The sequence below is a fragment of the Arthrobacter sp. B0316-5-4 genome, assembly GCF_059090325.1.
This window is the reverse complement of the sequence record NZ_JBNHFN010000004.1, coordinates 326,730-351,221: the sequence shown is the minus strand read 5'-3', so window position 1 is coordinate 351,221 and position 24,492 is coordinate 326,730. Positions and strand designations below refer to the sequence as shown.

Below are 24,492 nucleotides of genomic sequence, written 5' to 3'. Positions count from 1 at the left end.
GAGAGCCGGCAGTCCCCAACCGCCGGTGCATGCCTACGGAAGTGAACCCGCTGTGAGCGACAAGAGCCCAAAACCACAAGAGCCTGACACGGACGTCCCTGAGGACCCGAACGAACCGGCATTCGACTGGATGAAGCCAAAGACGTCCGCCGGTGCTTCCGCAGCGACCTCCAAAACCACGACAGCCCCCACTCCCAACGATGCCCAGCCGGCGCATGCAACCACCACGGGCCCCACTCCCACCGCCTCAGCAAGCACGGGCCAGCCCGGGAGCCGCGCCGACCGGAAGGCTGCCGAAGCGGCCGACGCCGAGCCTGAACCGCCGCTTTTCGCCGACACGCTTGCGAGTACTTCAGCGGATAAGGAGCCGTCGCACTATTCGGAACCTTTGCCGACGTCGGCCCTCCAGGTCCGTCCGCCCGAAGACGAAGTAGCCCGCCGCAATGCCGAACGCGAGCAGGCGGCGAAGGTCAAGCCTGTGGGTCCCCGGATCTTCCAGGTGTTGTTGGCGGTCTTCTACCCTGTGATCCTCCTGGTGCTCGCCGTCAGGGCCGTGACCAGCCCGCTGTTCCTGTGGGTGGAGTACAACCGCCCCGGCTTCCCTGGCGATGGCTACGGTTTCAACACCGATGACCGCATGACCTATGGTTCATATGCCGTGGACTACCTCAGCAACTGGGCCGGTCCGCGGTACCTGGGCGGCCTGGTGAACCAGGACGGGACCAAGCTGTTCAAGGACAGCGAAGTGGCACACATGGCCGATGTGAAAGTGGTCATCCTGACCTCCTTCGCGGCTGGTCTGTTGCTGATCATCCTCAGCATCATCGGCATCCTTTACCTGCGCAAGCGAAGCAACGGCGGGATCCGCCGGGGCCTGTTCGCCGGATCCATCGTCACGTTGGTCATCATCATCGGCCTCGCCGTCCTGGCCGCGTTGAGCTGGCAGCAGTTCTTCACCGAGTTCCACAGGATCTTCTTCGCCAACGGGACGTGGACATTCTCCCTGGATGACACCCTCATCCGACTCTTCCCAGGACAGTTCTGGGTCGATGCCGGGATCGTCATCGGTGCCCTGGTGTTCCTGGTGGCGACGCTGACGTTCATCCTGACGTGGCCCACCAAGCGGCGTCGCGCAGGCACTGCGCCCACACCCGCTGATGACAACCCGGAAACCACCACGGAGGCAGTGGACGACGATTCCGAAGCTGTTGACGTTCGCGAGAACGCGAACGGCGCGGCCCGCTAAGCCACACACGAAAACGGACCCCGATTGGGGTCCGTTTTTCGTTGTCCTCTGGCGGCCTGGCCCGCGCCCCCTACTTTCTGTAGAGCGTCTCCACGATGGGCGCGAAGTCGCTTACGACGGCGGCCCGCTTGAGCTTCAACGATGGAGTCAGGTGTCCGGACTCAACGCTGAGCTCGGCTTTGATGAAGGCAAACTTCCGGATGGACTCAGCTTCGGAGACGAGCTTGTTCGCCTCGTCCACGGCGGACTGAACAGCGGCCTGCACCCGGCTGTCCCCAGCCGCATCCTCGACGGAGAGGGACACCTTGTTCACGGCGCACCAGTCGGCGAGCCCTTCAGGATCCAGGCTGACCAGTGCTGCGACAAACGGCCTGCCGTCGCCCACCACCACTGCCTGGCCCACCAATGGATGTTCGCGGAGCTTCTCCTCCAAGGGAGCCGGAGCCACGTTCTTCCCGCCGGCTGTGACCAGGAGGTCCTTTTTCCGACCCGTGATGGTCAAGAAGCCGTCCCCGTCCAGTTCGCCGAGATCGCCCGTCCGGAAGAACCCGTCCACGAAGGCTTCGGCAGTGGCAGCGGGATTGCCGTGGTAGCCCTTGAACACACCGATTCCCTTGACCAGGATTTCGCCGTCCGCGGCCACCCTCACGGTGGTCCCGGGCAAGGGAATCCCCACCGTGCCGATCCTGGTCATGCTGGGCGTATTGACCGTGCAGGGTGCGGTGGTCTCGGTCAGGCCGTAACCTTCCAGCACGGGGACGCCTGCGCCGTGGAAGAAGTGGTTCTCGCGCAGGCTCAGGGGACTGGCGCCGGACACCGTGTAACCCACCTGGCCACCGAATACCTCACGGACCTTTGGGTAGAGGAGCTTGTCGAAGGTGCTGTGCTTAAGGTTCAGGAGCCAACCCGGACCGGGCCCCTTGCCGCGCGAGGCGAGGTCCACCGCCGTCGAATATTCAACAGCGGTTGCCGAAGCCGCGGAGAAGAGTGCGGACTTGCCGCTCATGGCAGCTTTGTGTCCTGCACCGGCGTAGACCTTCTCGAAGATGCGGGGGACCGCCAGCAAGAACGTGGGCTTGAAGGTGCCGAGGTCGGCCATGAGCCCGCTGGCGCCGGCGCTGTGCCCCAAGGTAATGCCCGCCGTGAGGCAGACCACCTGGACAGCCCGTGCGAGCACATGGGCCAACGGCAGGAACATCAACGTCCTGGCGCCTTGCTGCATCAACAGTTCGGGAAGGAAGGGGATCACGTTGCGTGCCACCAGGACGAAGTTGCCGTGGGTGATCTCGCAGCCCTTCGGCTTGCCCGTGGTTCCGGAGGTATAGACGATCGAGGCGACGTCGGCGAGCGTTGCGGCGCTGCGCTGCCGCTCCAGCTCGGCGTCCATGATCCCGACGCCGACGGCGGACACGCTGGTCAGGTTGGGGGCGTCGCCGTCGTGCTCCATCCGCACAATCGTGACGGGGTCGTCTCCCAGCGACGGCGATTTGTCCACCAGGGCGTGGACCAGGCCGGCTTTGCCTGCGTCCTCCACAAAGATCCGCCGTGCACCGGAATCGGCCAGTATCCATTCGATCTGGCTGGCAGAGGACGTCTCGTATATGGGCACGGTGACCCCGCCGGCCATCCAAATGGCAAAGTCCACCAGTGTCCACTCGAAGCTTGACCGCGAGAGTACAGCCACAGGGTCACCGGGGTTCAGGCCGCCGGCGATCAGCCCCTTGGCCAGTGCCGTGACGTCGGCGAGGAACCTGGCCGCTGAGACGTTCAGCCAGCCGTTGGGAGTGTTGTGGGCGTAGAGGATGCCGAATGGATCCTTGGCACAGCGTTCCAGGAGGAGGTCCGTCACGTTGGTGTTGGGGTCGGCCTCCACCAGAAGCTCCGTGCTTGCTTCCCTCACTTCTTGCCTCCTAAATCCACGACGGCATCCACATTCTCATCCGCCACTCCTGGTAGCTGATCACCTCGGCAGTCAGCACCGGGTAGAAGAACGCGGTTGCAAGGACTGCCAACACCAACACCAAACCCACAACGTAGAGCCCCGATCGCCTCCGCCATGGAGGGTCGCTGCTGCGCCCCAGAACCAAACCAAGCACATAGGCCAAGGCCAGGACCAGGAACGGCTCGAATGACACCGCATAGAAGATGAACATGGTGCGTTCCGGGTACATGAACCAGGGCAGGTAACCGGCTGCCACCCCGGCAAGGATGGCTCCCGCGCGCCAGTCCCGGCGTCCGGCCCACCAGAACAGCAGGATGACCAGGGCAATGGTCCCACCCCACCAGACCACCGGGTTCCCCACGGGGAGGATGGCCGAGGAACAGGTTTCCACGACGCAGCCGGCGGTGCCCTGCTTGGGTGACTGGTAGTAGAACGACGTGGGCCGCCCCATGACCAGCCACGTCCACGGGCTCGACTCGTACGGGTGGTCGGCGCTGAGGCCCTGGTGGAACTTGTACGCCTCCAGGTGGTAGTGCGCCAGGGACCGGACGGAGTTCGGCAACCAATCCCAGCCAGGGGCGGGATTGGTGGCTGCCCACTGGCGGTAGTAGGCGTCCTTGGACAGGAACCATCCCGTCCATGTGGCCACATAGGTGATAGCAGCGACCGGGATGATGATCGCAAAAGCAGGCAGGCCGTCCTTGATGATCCCGGCGCTGAACCAATTGCGGATACCGGCGATACGGCGGGCGCTCATGTCCCAAAGGACCGTCATCAGGCCGAAGGCGGCAACGAAGAAAAGGGCCGACCATTTGGTGCCCACCGCCAAGCCAAGGCACAAGCCGGCGACGAGCCGCCACCAGCGCATTCCCAGCCAAGGGCCAGCGACCAGTTGGGTGGGTGTTGGCATACGGCCCGGCAAAGCAGCCGCCTGGGCGGCGAGCCGTGCAGCCAGCCGGCGGCGGCCGTCGTCGCGGTCCAACAGCAGGGCGCCGAAAGCGGCGAGGATCCAGAACGCCAGGAAGATGTCCAGGAGTGAGGTCCGCGAGAGAACCAGGTGGTGGCCGTCGATCGCAAGAAGAAGTCCGGCAACGGCGCCCAGGGTGTGGGAGCGGAAGAGCTTCAGCGCTATGAGCGAGACAAGGAACACCGTCAGTGTGCCCGTCAGCGCTGCGCTGAAACGCCAGCCGAACGGATTGTCGCCGCCGAAGAGCCACATCCCAAACGCGATCATCCATTTGCCCACAGGTGGGTGGACCACGTATTCGGGAGTGTTGAGCAGGACATTCGGGTTGCCGGCATTGAAGGAGTCGTTGGCCTGGGCCGGCCAGCTGCGCTCGTAGCCGCTCACCAAGTAGGAGTAGGCGTCCTTGACGTAGTACGTTTCGTCGAAAACCAGGCTGTGCTGCTCGCCGAGGCGGAAGAAGCGCAGGATTCCGCCCAGTACCGCCGTGATGGTTGGGATCAGCCAGAACCACAAACGCAACGACGCCGGGTAGTCGCGCCAGCTCTGCACCTCGCCGATGAGCCGGGCCCGCAGGGCGGTGGCGGTGAAGGCCTCAGCCGGCCGGGCTATCCACTTGTGGCGTTCCAAACCGCGGCCAGGCAAAGGAGCGCTTGGGCCTCGCGGGGCGGAAGCTTTTGGCCCGTCATGGGCCGGTGCTCCGGCGTGGCCCGCAGTGCCTGGCTGCGCAGGCATCCCGTGGGCCGCTGTGCCGTTTGTTTCGGCGGTCGCGGAAGACGCCTCGGGAGTGCCGGAAGCTGTGGCAGGAACGGGCGACTGGTTCACCCGCCCATGCTACCTTTCCATCCTTATGCTGGCGTTGAGGTGCGGCGTGGAGGGCCGTGCGGCATTAGGCTTGGCAGGTGGACGAACAACGCAACACCCCGGACCCGGCTCCTTTCAGCGAAGAAGAAGTGGACGAGGTACCCCTCGCCGATGGTCCACAGTCCAACGGAACCCCGGGCGTTGGCAGGATCGTGTTGGCGGCGACCCCCATCGGCAATGTGGGCGACGCATCGGCCCGCCTGATTGAACTCCTGGGGACCTCGGACATCGTCGCAGCGGAGGACACCCGCCGCCTGCACCGGCTGGTGACAGCACTGGGCGTGGAAGTTACCGGCCGGGTCATCAGTTACCACGAGCACAACGAGGTGGCCAAGACCGGCGAACTCCTGGACCACGTACGTGCAGGCAAGACCATCCTCATGGTCAGCGACGCCGGCATGCCGGCGGTCTCGGATCCCGGCTTCCGCCTGGTTGAAGGAGCAGTCGCGGCCGGACTGACCGTCACCGCGGTTCCCGGCCCCTCCGCAGTGCTCACCGCGCTGGCCCTCTCCGGCTTGCCCACTGACCGGTTCTGCTTCGAAGGATTCCTGCCGCGCAAGTCGGGGGAGCGGAACTCCCGCCTGGTGGACCTGGCCGACGAGCGCCGCACCATGGTCTTTTTCGAGGCCCCGCACCGGCTCGAAGTAATGCTCCGGGCGTTGCATGAGCGCTTCGGCGCCGACCGTCGTGCAGCAGTCTGCCGGGAACTGACCAAGACGTACGAAGAAGTCATCCGCGGCAGCCTCCGTGAACTCCTGGAATGGGCCGAAAACAACGAGGTCCGCGGCGAAATCGCCGTGGTTGTCGGTGGTGCGCCTGAACAGGAACCCGGCAAGCCGGAGGACCACGTTGCAGCCGTCAACCAGCTCATTTCCCAAGGTATCCGCCTGAAGGAAGCCGTGGCAGCGGTGGCCGAGGATGCCCGCGTCAGCAAACGGGAACTGTACTCGGCGGTCCTGGCAGCCCGCTGATCGTTGCTGTGCAGCTGCACAAATAGGCGTCCGCTTGGCAGTGCGCGAAGGCGTAGACACTCCTTCCGGCTGGGCAGTACCGTGGCAGTAATTCAAGCCACTTCTGGCAAGGAACCCTAGTGGTGCAACACTCCAAAGCACCCAAGACGAAGGAGTCGCCATGACTGTCACGGTTGAACGCGAAAGCGAACTGCTGGCTTCCGTTCCCACCGGCCTGCTGATCAACGGTCAGTGGCGCCCGGCAGGATCCGGTAAGACCTTTGATGTTGAGGACCCCGCCACGGGCAAGGTCCTGCTCAGCATCTCTGACGCCGGTGCTGAGGATGGCGCCGCGGCCCTCGACGCCGCTGCTGCCGCCCAGGCTGATTGGGCCCGCACCGCCCCGCGCGAACGCGGCGAGATCCTGCGCCGTGCCTTCGAGCTCGTGACCGAGCGCGCCGAAGACTTCGCACTCCTGATGACCCTGGAAATGGGTAAGCCCCTGGCCGAAGCCCGCGGCGAAGTCACCTACGGCGCAGAATTCCTGCGCTGGTTCTCCGAGGAAGCCGTCCGTGTCTCCGGCCGCTACTCCGCAGCACCGGACGGTAAGAACCGCCTGCTCGTGCAGAAGAAGCCGGTGGGCCCCTGCTTGCTGATCACCCCGTGGAACTTCCCGCTGGCCATGGCCACCCGCAAGGTAGCCCCCGCCGTCGCCGCTGGCTGCACCATGGTCCTCAAGCCGGCCAACCTCACCCCGCTGACCAGCCTGCTGTTCGCGCAGGTCATGCAGGAGGCCGGCCTCCCCGCTGGTGTCCTGAACGTCATCCAGACTTCCACGGCGGGTGCCGTTACCGGTCCGCTGATCAAGGATGACCGGCTCCGCAAGATCTCCTTCACCGGTTCCACGCCGGTGGGCCAGGCCCTCATCCGCGAAGCCGCGGACAAGGTCCTGCGCACGTCCATGGAACTCGGCGGCAACGCACCGTTCGTGGTCTTCGAGGACGCCGACCTGGACAAGGCTGTTGAAGGTGCCATCGCTGCGAAGATGCGCAACATGGGCGAGGCCTGCACCGCAGCCAACCGCTTCATTGTGCACGAGTCCATCGCCGACGCCTTCGCGGAGAAGTTCGCCGCCAGGATCGGTGCACTGACCACGGCCCGCGGCACCGAAGCGGAGTCCAAGGTTGGCCCGTTGATCGACGGCAAGGCCCGCGACGGCGTGCACGCCCTGGTCACGGAGGCTGTGGAAGGCGGCGCAGAGGCAGTCACCGGTGGTGCCGCAGTGGACGGTCCCGGTTACTTCTACCAGCCCACCGTGCTGAAGAACGTCGCCGAGGACGCCCGCATCCTGCGTGAAGAGATCTTCGGGCCGGTTGCCCCGATCATCACGTTCTCCACCGAGGACGACGCCGTTCGCCTGGCCAACAACACCGAATACGGACTGGTTGCCTACGTCTTCACCAAGGACCTCAACCGTGGCCTGCGGATCAGCGAACGCCTTGAAACCGGCATGCTTGGCCTGAACGCCGGTGTCATCTCCAACGCCGCCGCTCCGTTCGGTGGCGTCAAGCAGTCCGGCCTGGGCCGCGAAGGCGGCTCCGAAGGCATCGAAGAGTACCTCTACACCCAGTACGTAGGTATCGCGGACCCGTACGCCGACTAATGCTGCTCTTTCCACCAAGGAGCCCGGTCCGCCGCTCTCGCAACAAGAACGGCTGACACAAGCAGGGGCCCGGCCCCGGAACCACAAGTTCCGGCGTCGGGCCTTTTGCTGTCCTGCGACGAATGGTGGGGTGGCGCTGGATCCGGCAACGTCAGCGGCGCTCGGGCAGCAGCCCCCGGAGCGCCCGCCACCACCGGGCGGCCGTCCATCCGAGCCACTTTCCCAGTGCACCAACAGCCCGGAACGGCGCACCCAGGGCGCGTACCCAGCGGCGCATCATCGACGGCGGCAGCCAGTCCGCGCGGAAGCGGACCAACCACCGTGAGTTGTTCCGTAACGACTCACGGACGACGGCGATGCGCGTCGCCGCCGGCGCGGCTGCCTCCGCGGGGCGACCATAGCGCTGCCGTTCGAAGTCCGAGGTGAGCGATGCGACTGCGGCGTGTGCGGCGTCGTCCATCCCGCCCACTTCACCCAAAGCGGGACTCGAGCGGAGCTTGGCGGAGAAGTGCCTGGGCGTCTCGCTGGGTGTTGACGTCACCCCGTAGTCCGTAGCCAGGTCCTGCAGTTCATCCCAGGCCAGCTGCGGTGCCTCATCAACAGAACCGGGTGGGACATCGTGGGCATCGTCCGGGGCTTTCCGGTTGAGGCGGCGCCTGCGGAGCATTGTCCTGCTCAGCCGGGGCGACCACAGGAAGCCGATCAACAGCAGGACCCCGGCCGCGATGGCAGCCATGGCGGGGTAGGGGTTGACGCTGGCCGTGGTCGTTGCCGGCGTGTCAACTCCGGGCAGGGGAACGGGGGCGGCGGCCGGGGGTGCCGCCGTGGTGGGGACATCTTTCTCGTCCGCGTTGGTGCTGAGGTTCCCCGCGGAGGAGTTTTCCGTGGCGTACTCGGGGACGACACCCCGCGACGGTGTTGGTTCAAAAGGAACCCATCCGAGGCCTTCAAAGTACAGTTCCGGCCAGGCGTGTGCGTCCCGGGCGTCAACTTCGTACTCCGGGAAGGAGCCCTGGCCCACCAAGGCAACAGACTCGCCGGTGAGACGGCCCGGTGCGTACCCCACGGCGATCCGGCTCGGGATGCCCTCAGCCCGCGCCATCACGGCCATGGCTGATGCGAAATGCACACAGTACCCGCTCTTCACGGCAAGGAAATCAGCCAATACCGAGAGGCCGTTTCCGTCGTAGCCGTTCTGGACGGGGGCCTGCAGCGAGTACGTGAACTCACCGGAGCGCAAGTATTTCTGGATGGCCAACGCCTTGGCGTAGTTGTTCCCGGCAGGGCGTGTCACCGCGTCTGCTGTCTGGCGGACGATTTCCGGCAGGCCGTTGGGAATCCGCAGGAAGTCATCGGAGATCCCCTTGGGTGTGGGCGCAGCCTGGGCCAAGGCTTTCGCCGTGACCTTGGGTGCGGCAGAGAAAACGACGTAGCGCTGGGCGCGGGTGGTTGTCTCCGAGCTCATGATGCTGAGGGTCGCCGGATCCCAGGTCCAGTTTCCGTTGAGCCCGTTCACTGACGCCGGCGCGAAGGGCACCGGCAGGTAGGGGCTGGTGAACAGGCCCGCGTTGACTGAGGTCACGGCGTTGACGACCTCACCCTGGACCGAGTAGCCGGTCTCGATCCTGTCGGCGCCGGTGCGCCTCTGGGCGGTGCGGTCGTCCGGGGCCCAGGTCTCGCCGTCGAAATGGTCAATGGTGACCGAGCGCAGATACAGCGGCGTGCTGGAACTCGTGGCGTACGTTATCCGACCTGAACCGATGGGGCTGCGGAGGCTGTTGCCCAACGTGATCATGGGGTTCAGCCCGTTGGAGGTACCCCACGGGCTTAACCTCGATCCCTGCGGGAACGTGCCCGTCTCAAAGCCCGGGATGGCCAGCGGGACCACCATGGCCAAAGCAAGCGCCAGCCCGCCTGTGACCACGGATCGACGGAACTGGCCGGAACCGCGCCCGGTCCCGGACTGGAGCCGGGCATCGGGGGCGAACCAGTGGCTGCACCCGAGGATGAGGAGATACCCCACGGCCGCGCCGAGGAACCCGGGCATGCCCACGCTCTGGGGCTTGATGGTAGCTGGGACCACCATGATGGCAATGAGCCCGATCCCACTGGCAGCCGGCATCGCCAGCGGAACAGCCAGGGCGTCGACCAGGATCACCAGAAGGCCCAGGCAGGCGCACATCACGAAGACGATGCCCGCGTTGGGCGCTACCGGCGCGCTCTCGGAGACTACCGTCTCCCCGGCGCGCTTGATGAGGCGTCCGACGGCGGTCAAGGTCCCGGGAGTGGGGATGAAACCGGCGAGGCTGTCCTGGCGGCAGAAAACGGAGCTCAACACCCCCGTCAGGCTTGCCAACGAACCCAAGGTGGCCAGCATGGGCTGGGCGCGCAGGGCACGCAGCCCGGCCAGGGTCAGCGAAACCACCGCGACCGTGGTGATAAGCGGCATGAACCATGCCCAGCCCCTGAGCACCCCATTCAGGGAAAGTGCAGCCCCAAGGACGGCCACCGCGATGGACCCCGCCATGACCCACGGGTACGGCCCAGGCCCGGGCCGCTGGGGCTGGGCCCTCCTGGGCTGGTCCTGGCCGGGCGTTCCGCCGTTTTGGGTGGTGGCACCGGGGGAGCGGTGCGAAGTGGCAGTCATCGGGGCACCGCCGCCCCGCGCCGCACATCCATGGCTGCTCCTGCGGCCGCGACGATGCCACCTTCATCGAATGAGGACCACGCGGCAGCCAGGGACGTCTTGGACGTGACGGCGGCAACCCGCCAACCGGCCTGCCGCAGGATCTCCAACACCTCGTCGTTGCTCCGGGAAGCGTCCGTCATGACCAGGGCAAAAGCGTTCGCGCCATAGGCAGCGGCCGGGGCGAGGGCCCGCGCCTCGGCAGCAGTCATCTGCCCGACCAAGGCCAGCAACGGGCCCCGCAGGCGGTGGGCCGCCAGCTTGTCCATGAGCCGGTCATCGAACACGGAATCCTCTGCGCCGGCACCGGACTCGCGGTGGTCAGGGCCGTGGTTTCCCTGGGTGCCGTGGTCCGCGCGGGGATGCTCGCCCCGATGGTGGTCACCCCGGGCATGCCGGGGGCCGCTGAGCTCTATCGCGGCCAGCCCTTCCGCGACGGCATGCAAGCCACCAGCACCTGCAAACTCCTCCGTGTCCGGCTCCGGTGCCGAACGCGAACGGAGGAACGCCGGGCCGCCAAAGGAATCCAGCACCCTCAGCGAATAGTTACGCTCCGCCAAGTGCGCGGCGATGGACATGGCAGCGGTGACCATCCACTCAAAGTTAGGGCTGGTGACCAGGTCCGAGTCGTCGTCGTGGCCCCCGAACACAGAGCCCGGTCCACCCGAAAACGCGGTGAAGCGCTGGTCCAGGACGAGGGTGGCTTCGGGGGTGGTGACTGACTCCTCTTGCCGCACCATGAGCTGGCCATGGCGTGCGGTGGCAGCCCAGTGGACGCGGCGCATCGGGTCGCCGTGCCTGTACTCGCGGGTCATGATGTCGTCGTCGCTGGGGTTGGCCCGGATCCGGGTCGCCGTCACGCCGTCATTGCCACGCGCCCCTGCCAGGCCGGTGACGGGAAGTTCGACGGCGGCGGGCGTCACGGTGAGGATGTCGCCGTCGTCTATTGAATGGCGCCGCAGCGACAAACCGAAAGGGTCACTGAACTCAGCGGTGACCGGACCAATCCGGAACTGGCCCCGCTTGCCCGAACGCAAATGGTATTCATACCGGCTGGTGCCGCCGGAAGCCGACCGGGCCGGGAACCGGAAAGCCGGAGGTTCGCCGAACCGGGGAGGCAGCTGCTCTTCCATGATGACGTGGCCGCTGGAGTAGGAGGACCGGGCAACGGCCAGGCGGACCGTGGTGGTATTGGCTGTTTCCACTGTGGAGGGATTGAACTCCCGATACACCTGGAACTTCGGTTTGAGCACCCGTACGCCGGCCAGCGAGACCAACGGCAGGACAAGCAAGAGGACCGCCAACGTCAGGAGGTCGCGCCTGCCCATGACATACGCACACCCGAGGGCCAGCGCCCCGGCGGCCAGCAGTCCCCAGCCGCGATTAGTGAACAAGTGCTTGGGAAGCCGATCCACGAGTGCCATGTGCCCGCCTCCTAAGCGGTGTGCCGGTCCCTGCGACCCGCGCCGGGCGTTTCCTGCGCCACCGGCAGGGAGGCGAGGATGCCCCGGAGGATGCTTTGCGGTGTGTCGCCCGAACTCGCAGCTTTGCGGTCCAGGATGATCCGGTGCGCCAGCACCGACTCAGCCACATCCACCACGTCATCCGGGAGGACGAAGTCCCGGCCGTCGAGGGCCGCTGTGGCCTTCGCGGCCCGCAACAGCTGCAGCAAGGACCGCGGGCTCGCACCGAGGCGCAGGCGGGCGCTGTCGCGGGTAGCCCGACCGATCGCCACCGTGTATTCCTTGATGGCCGTGGACACATAAACCTGCTGGACAGTGGCGATCATGGCAGCAACATCATTGGCCGTCACCACCGGCGTCACCTTGACCAACGGTGAAGATGCCTGGTGCGTTTCAAGCATCTCGATCTCGGCTTCCTTGTCCGGGTAGCCCATGGAAATCCTGGCCATGAACCGGTCGCGTTGCGCTTCGGGCAGCGGGTACGTGCCCTCCATTTCGATGGGGTTCTGCGTAGCCACCACCATGAACGGGAGACCCAGCTGGTAGGAATGGCCGTCCACGGTGACCTGGTGCTCCTCCATGCACTCCAGGAGGGCCGACTGGGTCTTTGCAGAAGCGCGGTTGATTTCATCGCCGATCACGATGTTCGCGAACACGGCACCCGGGCGGAACTCGAATTGCCGCGAGGACTGGTTATAGATGGACACACCCGTGACGTCCGAGGGCAGGAGGTCCGGGGTGAACTGGATGCGTGAGACCGTGCAGTCCACGGTCCGGGCCAACGTCTTGGCCAAGAGGGTCTTCCCCACGCCGGGCACGTCCTCCAACAGAAGGTGGCCCTGGGCGAGCAGGACAGTCAGTGCCAGCTTGGCGGCGTCCGCTTTCCCGTCGATGACCTGGTTGATGGAGGCCAGGATGCGTTCACTGGCGTCGTGGAACCCGTCCGCGTCCATGACCTGCGGCCTGTGACCGTTGAGGGCAGCACCATCATGGGGGCGCTCACTGTAGGCCTCGCCATGGAGGGGCGAGGGTTCAACAGTGACTTGTCGCTTGGACTCCATGGATTGCCCTTCAGCCGTGGCCACACAACAGCAAACCTGCTGGTGCTGGCCGCCTTTCCGTTCCAGACTACCCAGACTTTGGCCGTCCCTGACATAGTGCTTCGGGAATTTATGTGCCATCTGGAATTTATCGGCTCCGTTCCAAGGACCGCGGTCCGATTAAGGTGGAAAGATGTGCAACTCCCTCGCCCCTGCTCCGTACCGCGCGCCAGCCGATGCAACTGAACCCACAGAAGCCCGGAAGGAATATCCGCCGGCGCCCGAGCCCCTGCCCGTGCCGGTCATGGACAACCACACCCATCTGGACTTCCGGCACGGCCTGATCGAGGTGTCGGTCCGGGACGCCATGGACTCAGCCGAGGCCGTGGGCGTACAGGGCGCCGTGCAGGTGGGCTGCGACCTTGAATCCTCCCGGTTCACCGTGCAGGCCGTGGAAGCCGATGCGCGCTTGCTGGGAGCCGTGGCCATCCACCCCAACGATGCGCCCATCTATGCAGGGCGCGGGGAGCTGGAGTCGGCGCTCGCAGAGATCGAGGAATTGGCATCCCACCCGCGCGTTCGCGCCATTGGAGAGACCGGGTTGGATTTTTTCCGGACCCACGGGGAAGGGTTGGCCCATCAGCGGTACTCCTTCCGGCGCCACATCGACATAGCAAAGCGGCTGGGCCTGACCCTGCAGATCCACGACCGTGACGCCCATGATGACGTGGTGCAGGTGCTGGGGGAGGAGGGGGCACCGGAGCGGGTGGTTTTCCACTGTTTCTCCGGCGACGCGGAGCTGGCCCGGATCTGCAACGACAACGGCTGGTACATGTCTTTCGCCGGCACCATGACCTTCAAGAACGCGGGCAACCTCCGAGAGGCGTTGGCCATCGCCGAGCCCAGCAGGATCCTGGTGGAAACGGATTCGCCTTTCCTGACTCCGCACCCGCATCGAGGACGGCCGAACGCCAGCTATATGGTTCCGTACACGGTCCGTTCCATGGCGGAAGTGACAGGAAATGACCTTTCCGAGCTGTGTTCGCGATTGGCCGAAAACACGCTGCGTGCCTACGGATCATGGGCCTGATGCCGGTTTGAGGTCCCCTTGGAGGCCTTTCTGATGGATACCGGGTATGCAGATGTCTTGGCCGCTTTATAACAGATCGGTTACTGTGTTAAACAAGTAGCCGGGGTCGGGGAAGGCCTTCGGACAACTGGGCGGGTTGATTCCGCGCCCACAAGTTGAATGATTTTGGCGGCGCAGATGCCGGCAGCATGAGTGGGACCAGGCTTGTAGTCTGGCCCCTCCGTTTTGCGGCTGGCATTTCTTCTGTGCTTTTCCCCGTGCCCGGATGGTCTGAGAGTAATGGGCAATCGTGATCAAGTTCTTCACAACGGATGGCAAGTTCAGCTTCCTCAAAGTCGGGACCCAGTTGCTGGTTGTTGCAGCGCTGGTAGTAGGTGTCGTCGCCTTCGTGGGCAACAACAAGACGGTCACCCTTAACGTCGACGGCAAAGTGAGCTCCATCCAGACCTTCGGTGGCACCGTAGACCAGGTGGTCAAGGCAGCCAAGGTCGAGCTGAAGGACGCAGACCGCGTTTCCCCCGCACTGGACAGCAAGGTCGAGAACGGCTCGGTGGTCAACGTCAATCTGGCCAAGGCTGTCTCCATTGAGCTGGACGGTGCCCGGAAGACCGTCAACACCACCGCTACGGACGTGGCAGGCCTGGTAAGCGAACTCGGAGTGGCCAGTTCCTCCGAGGTATCCCAGCCCAAGGAAGCCTCCCTGCAGGTGACCGGCTCCTTCGTTTCAATCTCCACGCCCAAGACCATCAGCCTCGTCGCTGACGGCAAGGACACCAGCACCACCACGACGGCGCCCGACGTCGCCACCGTCCTCAAGGACGCCGGCATCGCCGTGGGCGCCAACGACCGTGTCTCCCAGCCCGGCAACGCCCCCGTTATCCAGGACATGGTGATCAAGGTTTCCCGGGTGGACACCAGCAAGACCGATCAGGCCACCGAAGAAGTTCCTTTCGAAAGCGTGAAGACCGACTCCGCAGACCTGTTCAAGGGCGAAGAGAAGGTCACCCAGAAGGGCGTACCCGGCGCACTGACGAAGAACTTCAAATTGGTCATGGTTGATGGCCGCGAGGCGTCGCGCACGCTGGTTTCCAGCGACGTCACGACCAAGCCCGTTACCGAGCAGGTCAGCGTAGGAACCAAGGCACGCCCCGTCGCCACACCGGCCAAGGCCACAGCTGCAGCACCAACGTCCAGTGGCCCCACCGGCGCCCCGAACGAGGCAATGTGGGACAGGATCGCCCAGTGTGAATCCGGCGGAAACTGGTCCATCAACAGCGGTAACGGCTACTACGGCGGCCTGCAGTTCTCCGGCCCCACCTGGTTGGCCAACGGTGGTGGCGCTTACGCTGCCAACGCCAGCCTCGCCACCAAGGCGCAGCAAATCGAGATCGCCAACCGCCTCTACGCAAAGAACGGCCTCAGCGACTGGGGCTGCGCGCACGCAGCCTAGGCCCGCACAGGCGATACGATACCTAGGTGACTGAACCGAATTCCGATCCCGCCGCCGTCGCGCCCTTGCTGGGCGCCACAGACATCCGACGGCTTGCCGAGGAAATCGGTGTACGCCCTACAAAAACCCTGGGCCAGAACTTTGTGATTGACGGCAACACGATCCGCAGGATCGTGTCCGCCGCCAATATCGACGCCGGCGAGACCGTGTTGGAGGTCGGGCCCGGGCTGGGTTCCCTCACCTTGGGCCTGCTGGACGCGGCCAAATCGGTGGTGGCTGTGGAGATCGACCCCGTCCTGGCCAGGAAGTTGCCGGAAACCGTTCGGGCTTGGCGGCCGCACGCCGAGGAGAACTTCCACTTGGTGCTCTCGGACGCCATGAAGGTTACCGAACTGCCCGTGCCTCCCACTGCGCTGGTGGCCAACCTGCCCTACAACGTTGCCGTGCCCGTGGTGCTGCACCTGCTTCAGCATTTCCCGAGCCTGCAGCATGGCCTGGTCATGGTGCAGGACGAGGTAGCCGACCGCCTGGCAGCAACTCCCGGATCCAAGATCTATGGGGTGCCGTCCGTTAAGGCCGCCTGGTATGGCCACATGCGCAAGGCAGGTGTCATTGGCATGAACGTGTTTTGGCCCGCGCCCAAAATCCACTCAGGACTCGTGGCGTTCACCCGCCATGACCCGCCGCAGACGCACGCCACGAGGGAACAGGTTTTCGCCGTCATCGACGCAGCATTCGCCCAGCGGCGCAAGACCCTTCGCGCCGCCCTGGCCGGTTGGGCGGGGAGCGCTGCAGAAGCGGAACGTTGCCTCGTTGCTGCCGGAGTGGACCCGACTGCCCGCGGCGAAGTCCTGGATATTTCCGCGTACGTCAAAATCGCCGAAGCCCGCCACCCCGTGGACGCATGACGCCGGGCACCCGTAAGCCGAGCAGCCTGCCGTTCGTGGGGGACCGCTTCCATGCCCGGACAGTGCGGGTCAAAGCGCCGGGAAAGGTCAACGTCTCCCTGAGCGTGGGCCCCCTGCGCGCCGACGGCTACCATTCGGTGGCCAGCGTCTACCTCGCCGTTTCCCTCTACGAGGAAGTAGCGGCAACCAGTACCGAGACTGACGGAATCACCGTCAGCATCAGCCCGGACAGCACCTTGGACCTCGACGGCGTCGAGATACCGCTGGACGAACGCAACCTCGCCTACAAGGCCGCCGCCATCATGGCAGAAATGTCCGAGAAGCCCACTGGCGTGCACCTGGAAATCACCAAGCGCGTGCCGGTTGCGGGTGGCATGGGCGGCGGTTCCGCGGATGCCGCGGCCACGCTGCTCGCGTGCGATGCCCTGTGGAACAGCGGCCTTTCCCGCGAGGAACTCGCGCACTTGGCAGCAGAACTTGGTGCAGACGTGCCCTTTTCCCTCCTGGGAGGCACCGCCGTCGGGCTTGGCGTGGGAGATAAACTCTCGCCCGCACTGGCCAAGGCGCAAACGGACTGGGTGCTGGTCTTCGCCGACTACGGGCTGTCAACGCCGGACGTCTTCCGCACCCTCGATGGCCTCCGGGATTCCGAAGGCGTGGACATTCCGGAGCCCGTGGACGTGGATCCCACCATTCTCCAAGCCCTCCGCCACGGCGACCCCGAGACGCTCAGCCGGGTCCTCATCAACGACCTCCAGCGGGCCTCCATCACCCTCGCCCCACAACTGCGCGACACCATCGGACTGGGCGAAGCACGCGGCGCGTTGGCCGGCATGGTGTCCGGTTCCGGCCCCACCGTTGCGTTGCTGGCCCGGGACTCCGTCTCGGCCAGCGTCCTCGCCGAAGAACTGACCCACCGGGGCCACACCGCCGTGGCGGTGCACGGTCCCGTTCCCGGTGCCCGGATCATCTCCGATACCCTCCTGTAGTACCCCTCCAGCTTCAGTACTCCCGCATTCCAGCAGTAGAAAGTAGTACCCATTGGCCCACCTGCTCGGCGGCGAAAACCTCACCGTTTCGTTCGCGACCCGCACTGTCCTCGACGGCGTCACCCTCGGTTTGGAGGACGGTGACCGCATCGGCATGGTGGGCCGCAACGGCGACGGCAAATCAACCCTCATGCGCCTGCTCGCCTTGCGCTCAACGCCCGATTCCGGTCGCGTCACCAAACGCGGCGACGTGACCGTCGGCTACCTCGACCAAGGCGACGTGCTCGACGGCGACCTCACAGTCGGCGCTGCGATCGTCGGCGACCGCGCGGACCACGAATGGGCTGCCAACGCCAAAATCCGCGAAGTCATGGGCGGTTTGGTGGGCGACGTCGACTGGCACGCCAACGTCCACGCACTCTCCGGTGGACAGAAACGCCGTGTCGCGTTGGCCAAGCTGCTCATCGAAGACCACGACGTCATCATGTTGGACGAACCCACCAACCACCTCGACGTCGAAGGCGTCGCCTGGCTGGCCCGGCACCTGAAGACCCGCTGGCGCGCCAACCAGGGCGCGTTCCTGGTGGTCACCCACGACCGTTGGTTCCTGGACGAAGTCTGCAACTACACCTGGGAAGTCCACGACGCCATGGTGGACATGTTCGACGGCGGATATGCCGCCTACGTTTTGGCACGAGCCGAGCGTGACCGGATGGCCGCCGTCGTCGAAGGCAAGCGCCAGCAACTGGTCAAAAAGGAGCTTGCCTGGCTTCGCCGCGGCGCCCCGGCCCGAACAGCAAAGCCGAAGTTCCGTATCGAAGCCGCCAACGACCTCATCGCCGACGTGCCCGATCCCCGCGACTCCGTGGCCCTGAGCAAAATGGCCACCGCCCGCTTGGGCAAGGACGTGCTGGACCTCGAGAACGTGACCCTCGACTTCCTCGACGGCGAAGACGGCCAGAAGCTGTTCGACAACATCACCCTTCGGCTCGCGCCGGGCGAACGCCTGGGACTGGTGGGTGTCAACGGTGCCGGCAAGTCCACCCTGCTGAAACTGCTCAACGGCGAAATCCAACCCACATCGGGGAAAGTGAAGCGCGGGAAGACCGTGGTCACCGCCGTGCTCACCCAGGACGTCAAAGAACTCGACGACGTCTCGGACCTGCGGGTCATTGAAGTCATTGAACGCGAAAAGCGGTCCTTCAGCGTGGGCGGCAAGGAGTTCACCGCAGGACAGCTCGTGGAACAGCTCGGGTTCACCAAGGAAAAGCAGTGGACCCCCGTCTCCGACCTTTCCGGTGGCGAGCGGCGACGACTCCAGCTCCTGCGCCTGCTGGTCGGTGAGCCCAACGTCCTCATGCTCGACGAACCCACCAACGACCTCGACACCGACACCCTCGCCGCCGTCGAAGACGTCCTTGACGGTTGGCCCGGCACGCTCGTGGTGGTCAGCCACGACCGCTACCTCCTGGAACGCGTCACCGACAACCAAATGGCGTTGCTGGGAGACGGCAAACTCCGTGGCCTTCCCGGCGGCGTGGACCAATACCTGGAACTGCGCGAAGCGGCACTTGCTTCCGGCGCCGTCGGCGGGGGATCCGGCGCGCCGACTTCCGCCAGTGGGTCCTCTGCTTCCACTGCTGCATCAGGTGCCAGCGAAGCCGAAAAACGCGAAGCCCGCAAGGACCTCAACAGGATCGACCGCCAACTCGGCAAGATCGCCCAGCAGGAAGAAAAGCTCCACACCCAGATGGCTGCGAAGTCCGAATCCGGCGACTTCGACGCACTCGGCGAACTCAACGGCAAGCTCCGCGAATTGCTCGACGAGAAAGAGGGCCTGGAGCTCGAGTGGTTAGAGGCCGCCGAAATCCTGGGCGAGTAGTTCAGGCTGGTGGCGGCGCGGCGGCGCCGCGGCGCAGCGTGCTCCTGGGCGTGTTGCTGGTGGGGGCGCAGCGGCGCGCATCCTCGGCGTGCTGCTCCTTCGTCGCTTTGACGCACGCTGCCGGATGCCCGCCGCTGCTGCGACGCTCACTCACATCCCGTCGCTTTCCCGCTGACGCTCGCTCACGTCCCGCCGGTTTGGGCGGGACGCTCTCTCACGTCCCGAGTGCTATTCGGCGGCCTCGTAGCCTATGAGCCAGTGGAGGCCGTGACGGTCCACAACCTGGCCGTCTGACGCGCCCCACGGTTTCTGCGCCAGCGGGTCGACGATCCGGCCGCCGTCGGCAAGCTTGTCGAACCATTCGTGAAGAACGTCGGGTTCGGCAGTTCCCAGCAGCGAGAGCATGGCGCCTTGGATGCTGACTGTGTTTTCGGCGTTCGCAGCGTCGGAACCGAACAACGACACCGCACCACTGAGGACTCCATGGGCGATGGCATCGGGAGGGCCGTCCGTGCGATTGAACTCTTCGAAGGTGTGCAACGAAAGCTCGCCGCCGAAGATGCTCGCGTAAAAGCCAAGCGCTTCGCGGGCTGTCCCGGGAAAAGTGACATAGAGCTGGGGTGCAGTCATGAGCACATCCTACAAACCGGCCAGCAGGGCCCCGACTCTGACACGTCGCCAACACGCTTTCCCGTTGCAGCCCAACAACGTCCAAGCGGTGCAGCAACGGTGTCCGGGGCGGCGAACCCGACCCACGTGGGGTGTGAGTGAGGGTTGGGCTCAAGGGGGTGGGGTGTGAGTGAGGGTTGGGCTCAAGGGGGTGGGGTGTGAGTGAGGGTTGTTAGCCCTCGGAACGCAGCTCCGGCTCTTTCTGCAATCCAGTGAGTCCGTTCCAGGCAAGGTTCACCAAGTGGGCTGCAACGGCACGTTTGTCAGGTTGGCGGCTGTCGAGCCACCATTGCCCCGTCATGGCCACCATGCCTACGAGCATTTGCGCGTACATGGCACCATCGGCTGCGCTGAAACCCCGGCGGGCGAATTCGTCCGAAAGCAGGTGCTCAACGCGTGCTGTGACATGCGAGAGCAGGGTTGAGAAGGCGCCCTCGGGCTGGGAGGGTGGGGCGTCCCGCATGAGGATCCGGAAGCCGTCCGTGCGGTCTTCGATGTAGCCAAGAAGGGCAAGCGCGGCACGCTCCACCAGGACGCGGGGCTTCGCGTCGGTGCTCAGTGCCTCGGTAATGGAGTCCAGGAGAATCCGGAATTCGGTCTCCACGACCTGCCGGTACAGCCCCTCCTTCGACCCGAAATGTTCGTATATGACCGGCTTGGACACACCGGCCGTGGCTGCGATTTCCTCGATGGTGGTGCCATCCAGTCCGCGGGCCGCGAAGAGTGCGCGGCCGATGCCAATGAGCTGCGATTTCCGCTGCTGCCCAGTCATCCGAACGCGCACTGCCGGACCGATGTGGGCAGCCTCCACAGGCTCGACGGCGGCTGCGGGCCGGGGGATTTCAGTGCGCTTGCTCACGTGACCATCATGCCTCAGGTGCCAGCAGGTGAGGGCCAAGGCGGTGTCCGTTGGTGCGTCGGCGAAGTGGTGGCGGGCAGCCAAGTCGCGAACCACGCAAAGGTCATGGCAAACTAGATTCTTGTGTGTGCATCCCGGTGAGTCGGGAAGCCCCCGGGCCCTGCTGCCTGGAGGTGTGAATCATGCACGGTCCGCTCTGGTGTAATGGCAGCACCCCGGCCTTTGGAGCCGTGGAGTATAGGTTCGAATCCTATGGGCGGAACGGTCGGAAAATGCGCTCCTCTCTGTACCTGGAACGGCTCGAACGGTGCCTGGGTCCATTGTTGGATGGCAGCATTCCGAAGCCGGGTTACCCGGGACATACCGAGCAAGGAGAGCCAGTACGTGAGCCCCGAAACCACCGGTCCCGCAGCGGTCATTGTTCTGGCCGCCGGTGCCGGAACGCGCATGAAGTCGCGGACTCCTAAGATTCTCCACGAAATCGGTGGCCGCTCCATGGTGGGCCACGCCCTGTTGGCTGCCCGGGCCATCAACCCGCTGCAGCTGGCCCTGGTTGTCCGGCACGAGCGCGACCGGGTGGCCGAGCACGTTACCGCCCTGGACCCTGAAGCCCTGATCGTTGACCAGGACGACGTACCCGGCACAGGCCGCGCAGTGGAGGTAGCGCTCAACGCACTCGACGCCGCCGCCGAACTTTCCGGCACCGTTGTTGTGACCTACGGCGATGTTCCCCTGTTGACGGGTGAATTGCTCGGCGAGCTCGTCACCACCCACGAAGCCGAAGGCAACGCCGTTACGGTACTCACCGCAGTACTGGACGACGCCACCGGTTATGGCCGGATCCTCCGCGCCGAGGATGGCACCGTCACCGGCATCCGCGAACACAAAGACGCAAGCGATTCCGAGCGCAGCATCCGCGAGGTCAACTCCGGTATCTACGCATTCGACGCTGCCGTGCTGAGGACCGCCCTCTCGAAGGTCACTACGGACAACGCCCAGGGCGAGATGTACCTGACCGATGTCCTCGGCTTGGCGCGCGACGCCGGTGGCCGGGTTGCCGCCGTCGTTACTGAAGACCGCTGGCAGGTTGAGGGTGCCAACGACCGCATCCAGTTGTCGGCGCTGGGCGCTGAGCACAACCGCCGCATCGTCGAGGCCTGGATGCGTGCGGGCGTGACCGTCGTGGATCCGAACACCACCTGGATCGACTCCACCGTCACCCTGGACGAAGACGTCCGCCTCCTGCCCAATACGCAACTGCACGGTTCCACCACAGTGGCGCGCGACGCCGTCGTGGGCCCGGACACCACCCTGACCGATGTCACCATTGGCGAAGGCGCGAAGGTGACCCGCACGCACGGCTCCGGTTCCACGATTGGTGCCAAGGCGAGCGTGGGCCCGTTCACGTACCTCCGTCCGGGCACGGTGCTGGGGGAGACCGGCAAGATCGGTGCGTTCTACGAGACCAAGAACGTGACCATCGGCCGTGGTTCCAAGCTCTCGCACCTGGGCTACGCCGGCGACGCCGAAATCGGCGAGGACACCAACATCGGTTGCGGCAATATCACCGCAAATTACGACGGCGAGAAGAAGCACCGTACGGTGATCGGCTCCGGTGTCCGCACGGGTTCCAACACGGTGTTCGTAGCCCCCGTGACAGTAGGCGACGGCGCGTACAGCGGCGCCGGGGCAGTCATCCGCAAGGACGTCCCCGCCGGTGCCCTCGCCCTTAGCCTGGCCGCGCAGCGGAACGCCGAAGACTGGGTCATCTCCAACCGCCCAGGAACGGCCTCGGCACAGCTGGCCCAGGCCGCACAGGCCTCCACATCCTCACAATCCCCGGCAACCACAGAAGAGGGCAATTAGGCATGAGCGAAATTACCGCACACGGCGAGAAGAAACTGATTCTCGCCGCCGGAAGGGCGCATCCGGAGCTGGCGCAGGAAATCGCGAAGGAGCTGGAAACCGAGCTCCTGCCCATCGATGCCTACGACTTCGCCAATGGGGAAATCTACGTCCGTTCGGCTGAGAGCGTGCGAGGCACTGACGCCTTCGTCATCCAGGCCCACCCGGCACCGTTGAACAACTGGCTCATGGAGCAGTTGATCATGATCGATTCCCTCAAGCGCGCCTCGGCCAAGAGGATCACGGTTGTTTCGCCGTTCTACCCGTACTCCCGCCAGGACAAGAAGGGCCGCGGCCGCGAGCCCATCTCCGCTCGCCTGGTTGCCGACCTCTACAAGACGGCCGGTGCGGACCGCATCATGTCCGTGGACCTGCACACCTCGCAGATCCAGGGCTTCTTCGACGGCCCCGTCGACCACCTGATGGCCATCCCGCTGCTGGCTGACTACATCCGCACCAAGGTTGAGGCCGACAACATCACCGTTGTTTCGCCCGACACCGGCCGTGTCCGGGTGGCAGAGCAGTGGGCTGAGCGACTGGGCGGCGCCCCCTTGGCGTTCGTGCACAAGAGCCGCGACCTCACGGTTCCCAACCAGGCTGTTTCCAAGACCGTTGTTGGCCAGGTTGAGGGACGCACCTGCGTGCTCATCGACGACATGATCGACACCGGCGGAACCATCTCCGGCGCCGTCCAGGTGCTGAAGAACGCCGGCGCCAAGGACGTCATCATCGCCTGCACGCACGCAGTCTTCTCCGATCCCGCAGCCCAGCGACTCGCTGACTCCGGCGCACGCGAGGTGGTTGTCACCAACACGCTGCCCATCCCGGCCGAGAAGCGCTTCCCGTCGCTGACCGTGTTGTCGATCGCGCCGTTGATCGCTCGCGCCATCCGTGAAGTGTTCGACGACGGTTCGGTCACCAGCCTGTTCGACGGCAAGGCCTGATACCAAAGCCCCATGAAACGGGCCACCTGCCGCCCCCGGGCGCGCAGGTGGCCCGTTTTCAGTATCCGGACATTCCACTGGTAAACTCTTGGGGATACCTTGGCGAGGGAGAGCACATCCGGTTCGCATCAGTGTGAACCAGGGTTGCGGGTCTCCGTTATCGACTGGGTCTGCATCTCCTTCAACACAGGCGGAACGGCTGCATGGCGGCTGCTCCCGGCCGGGCGTAGAAGGTCTTCAGACCTCCGCCCTTGCTGATAGACCTGTCCGGCCTTTGCCGGGCGCCACAGTAATCAAGGAGTACACATGTCTGAGCAGAAGCTCACCGCAGAACTGCGCACCGAATTCGGCAAGGGTTTCGCCCGCCGTGCACGCATGGCCGGCCAGATCCCGGCTGTCATCTACGGCCACGGCGCAGAGCCGATCCACATCAACCTGCCGGGCCGCGCCACCACGCTGGCAGTCCGCGTTTCCAACGCCCTCCTGGCGATCGACGTTGACGGCGAGCAGCACCTGACCCTGGTCAAGGACATCCAGCGCGATCCCGTAAAGCAGATCATCGAGCACGTTGACCTGCAGACCGTGAAGGCCGGCGAGAAGGTTACCGTCGACATCGCGGTCCACGTTTCCGGTGAAGTTGCTCCGGGTGCTGTTGCCAGCCTCGAAGCCACCACGGTTTCCCTCGAAGCTGAGGCAACCCACGTGCCCACCGCCGTCGAGGTCAACATCGAAGGCCGCAAGGCCGGCGAGAGCATCCACGCTTCGGACCTCGAACTGCCCAAGGGTTCAACCCTCCTCACCGAAGGCGACACCCTGGTGGTCCGCATCGCTGAGGCCGCTGGCTCCGAGGAAGAAGAGACCACGGAAGCAGCCGCAGAGTAGTCTTTTGACTGCTTGAGGCTCCTGCCTTGAAATGGCCGGGTCCCCCATGGGGTCCCGGCCATTTGCCTTTGCCCTTGAACACGGACCGTGACGCTT

General features: G+C 65.1%; 18 protein-coding genes and 1 tRNA gene. 12 read left to right on the top strand and 7 right to left on the bottom strand.

The window, feature by feature from the left end:
- Positions 1-52: 52 nt before the first annotated feature.
- A complete protein-coding gene (locus AC5RU9_RS13545; RefSeq protein ID WP_494016845.1) occupies positions 53-1,246 on the top strand; it encodes a TIGR01906 family membrane protein in 1,194 nt (397 codons plus the stop codon).
- Positions 1,247-1,316: 70 nt separating this feature from the next.
- On the opposite strand, the gene AC5RU9_RS13540 is transcribed toward AC5RU9_RS13545, so the two are convergent.
- Together AC5RU9_RS13540 and AC5RU9_RS13535 are read right to left on the bottom strand one after the other, a co-directional pair.
- A complete protein-coding gene (locus AC5RU9_RS13540; protein WP_494016844.1) occupies positions 1,317-3,146 on the bottom strand; it encodes an AMP-dependent synthetase/ligase in 1,830 nt (609 codons plus the stop codon).
- Between the two features lie 10 nt (positions 3,147-3,156).
- On the bottom strand, positions 3,157-4,977 hold the full coding sequence (locus tag AC5RU9_RS13535) for a dolichyl-phosphate-mannose--protein mannosyltransferase (RefSeq protein ID WP_494016843.1): 1,821 nt from the start codon (positions 4,975-4,977) through the stop codon (positions 3,157-3,159).
- A gap of 128 nt (positions 4,978-5,105) precedes the next feature.
- Between AC5RU9_RS13535 and rsmI the strand changes: the two genes are divergently transcribed.
- Both rsmI and AC5RU9_RS13525 read left to right on the top strand, forming a co-directional pair.
- A complete protein-coding gene (gene rsmI, locus AC5RU9_RS13530; protein ID WP_494017131.1) occupies positions 5,106-5,987 on the top strand; it encodes a 16S rRNA (cytidine(1402)-2'-O)-methyltransferase in 882 nt (293 codons plus the stop codon).
- A gap of 160 nt (positions 5,988-6,147) precedes the next feature.
- Positions 6,148-7,629, top strand: a complete 1,482-nt coding sequence (locus tag AC5RU9_RS13525; RefSeq protein ID WP_494016842.1) for an NAD-dependent succinate-semialdehyde dehydrogenase — start codon at positions 6,148-6,150, stop codon at positions 7,627-7,629.
- Positions 7,630-7,780: 151 nt separating this feature from the next.
- On the opposite strand, the gene AC5RU9_RS13520 is transcribed toward AC5RU9_RS13525, so the two are convergent.
- From AC5RU9_RS13520 to AC5RU9_RS13510, 3 genes are read right to left on the bottom strand one after another with little or no spacing between them, the layout of a single operon-like run.
- Positions 7,781-10,276 carry a transglutaminase TgpA family protein gene (locus AC5RU9_RS13520; RefSeq protein ID WP_494016841.1) on the bottom strand — a complete coding sequence of 832 codons (2,496 nt, stop codon included), beginning with the start codon at positions 10,274-10,276 and terminating at the stop codon, positions 7,781-7,783.
- Positions 10,273-11,739 carry a DUF58 domain-containing protein gene (locus AC5RU9_RS13515; protein ID WP_494016840.1) on the bottom strand — a complete coding sequence of 489 codons (1,467 nt, stop codon included), beginning with the start codon at positions 11,737-11,739 and terminating at the stop codon, positions 10,273-10,275. The genes AC5RU9_RS13520 and AC5RU9_RS13515 overlap by 4 nt, the downstream gene beginning before the upstream one ends.
- Before the next feature lie 11 nt (positions 11,740-11,750).
- Positions 11,751-12,839 (bottom strand): AAA family ATPase, encoded by a 1,089-nt coding sequence (locus AC5RU9_RS13510; protein ID WP_494016839.1) that lies wholly within the window; start codon positions 12,837-12,839, stop codon positions 11,751-11,753.
- A 172-nt stretch (positions 12,840-13,011) separates the two neighbouring features.
- Here AC5RU9_RS13510 and AC5RU9_RS13505 point away from each other — a divergent pair, with 172 nt between their 5' ends.
- The 5 genes from AC5RU9_RS13505 (at position 13,012) to AC5RU9_RS13485 (ending at position 19,137) form a co-directional block, all read left to right on the top strand.
- Complete coding sequence (locus AC5RU9_RS13505) at positions 13,012-13,908, top strand: TatD family hydrolase (protein WP_211713188.1); 897 nt, start codon at positions 13,012-13,014, stop codon at positions 13,906-13,908.
- A 289-nt stretch (positions 13,909-14,197) separates the two neighbouring features.
- Positions 14,198-15,358, top strand: coding sequence for a resuscitation-promoting factor (locus tag AC5RU9_RS13500; protein ID WP_494016838.1), 1,161 nt, complete (start codon positions 14,198-14,200; stop codon positions 15,356-15,358).
- 26 nt (positions 15,359-15,384) lie between these two features.
- Entirely contained in the window at positions 15,385-16,266 is an 882-nt protein-coding gene (gene rsmA / locus AC5RU9_RS13495; protein WP_284986141.1) for a 16S rRNA (adenine(1518)-N(6)/adenine(1519)-N(6))-dimethyltransferase RsmA, read from the top strand.
- Positions 16,263-17,255: a 4-(cytidine 5'-diphospho)-2-C-methyl-D-erythritol kinase gene (locus tag AC5RU9_RS13490; RefSeq protein ID WP_494016837.1), complete on the top strand. Its 993-nt coding sequence runs from the start codon at positions 16,263-16,265 to the stop codon at positions 17,253-17,255. The genes rsmA and AC5RU9_RS13490 overlap by 4 nt, the downstream gene beginning before the upstream one ends.
- A 52-nt stretch (positions 17,256-17,307) precedes the next feature.
- Complete coding sequence (locus AC5RU9_RS13485; RefSeq protein ID WP_211713192.1) at positions 17,308-19,137, top strand: ABC-F family ATP-binding cassette domain-containing protein; 1,830 nt, start codon at positions 17,308-17,310, stop codon at positions 19,135-19,137.
- A gap of 228 nt (positions 19,138-19,365) precedes the next feature.
- Here AC5RU9_RS13485 and AC5RU9_RS13480 read toward each other — a convergent pair whose 3' ends face one another.
- Together AC5RU9_RS13480 and AC5RU9_RS13475 are read right to left on the bottom strand one after the other, a co-directional pair.
- Complete coding sequence (locus tag AC5RU9_RS13480; protein WP_211713193.1) at positions 19,366-19,767, bottom strand: VOC family protein; 402 nt, start codon at positions 19,765-19,767, stop codon at positions 19,366-19,368.
- A gap of 211 nt (positions 19,768-19,978) precedes the next feature.
- Complete coding sequence (locus AC5RU9_RS13475) at positions 19,979-20,578, bottom strand: TetR/AcrR family transcriptional regulator (RefSeq protein WP_494017130.1); 600 nt, start codon at positions 20,576-20,578, stop codon at positions 19,979-19,981.
- 277 nt (positions 20,579-20,855) lie between these two features.
- On the opposite strand from AC5RU9_RS13475, the gene AC5RU9_RS13470 reads away from it, so the two are divergent.
- From AC5RU9_RS13470 to AC5RU9_RS13455, 4 genes are all read left to right on the top strand, one after another.
- Positions 20,856-20,927 (top strand) — tRNA-Gln (locus AC5RU9_RS13470).
- 122 nt (positions 20,928-21,049) lie between these two features.
- Positions 21,050-22,531 (top strand): bifunctional UDP-N-acetylglucosamine diphosphorylase/glucosamine-1-phosphate N-acetyltransferase GlmU, encoded by a 1,482-nt coding sequence (gene glmU, locus AC5RU9_RS13465; RefSeq protein ID WP_494016836.1) that lies wholly within the window; start codon positions 21,050-21,052, stop codon positions 22,529-22,531.
- Between the two features lie 2 nt (positions 22,532-22,533).
- Positions 22,534-23,514 (top strand): ribose-phosphate diphosphokinase, encoded by a 981-nt coding sequence (locus AC5RU9_RS13460; RefSeq protein WP_011774071.1) that lies wholly within the window; start codon positions 22,534-22,536, stop codon positions 23,512-23,514.
- A 306-nt stretch (positions 23,515-23,820) separates the two neighbouring features.
- Positions 23,821-24,396 (top strand): 50S ribosomal protein L25/general stress protein Ctc, encoded by a 576-nt coding sequence (locus AC5RU9_RS13455; protein ID WP_211713195.1) that lies wholly within the window; start codon positions 23,821-23,823, stop codon positions 24,394-24,396.
- The last annotated feature ends 96 nt before the right edge of the window (positions 24,397-24,492 follow it).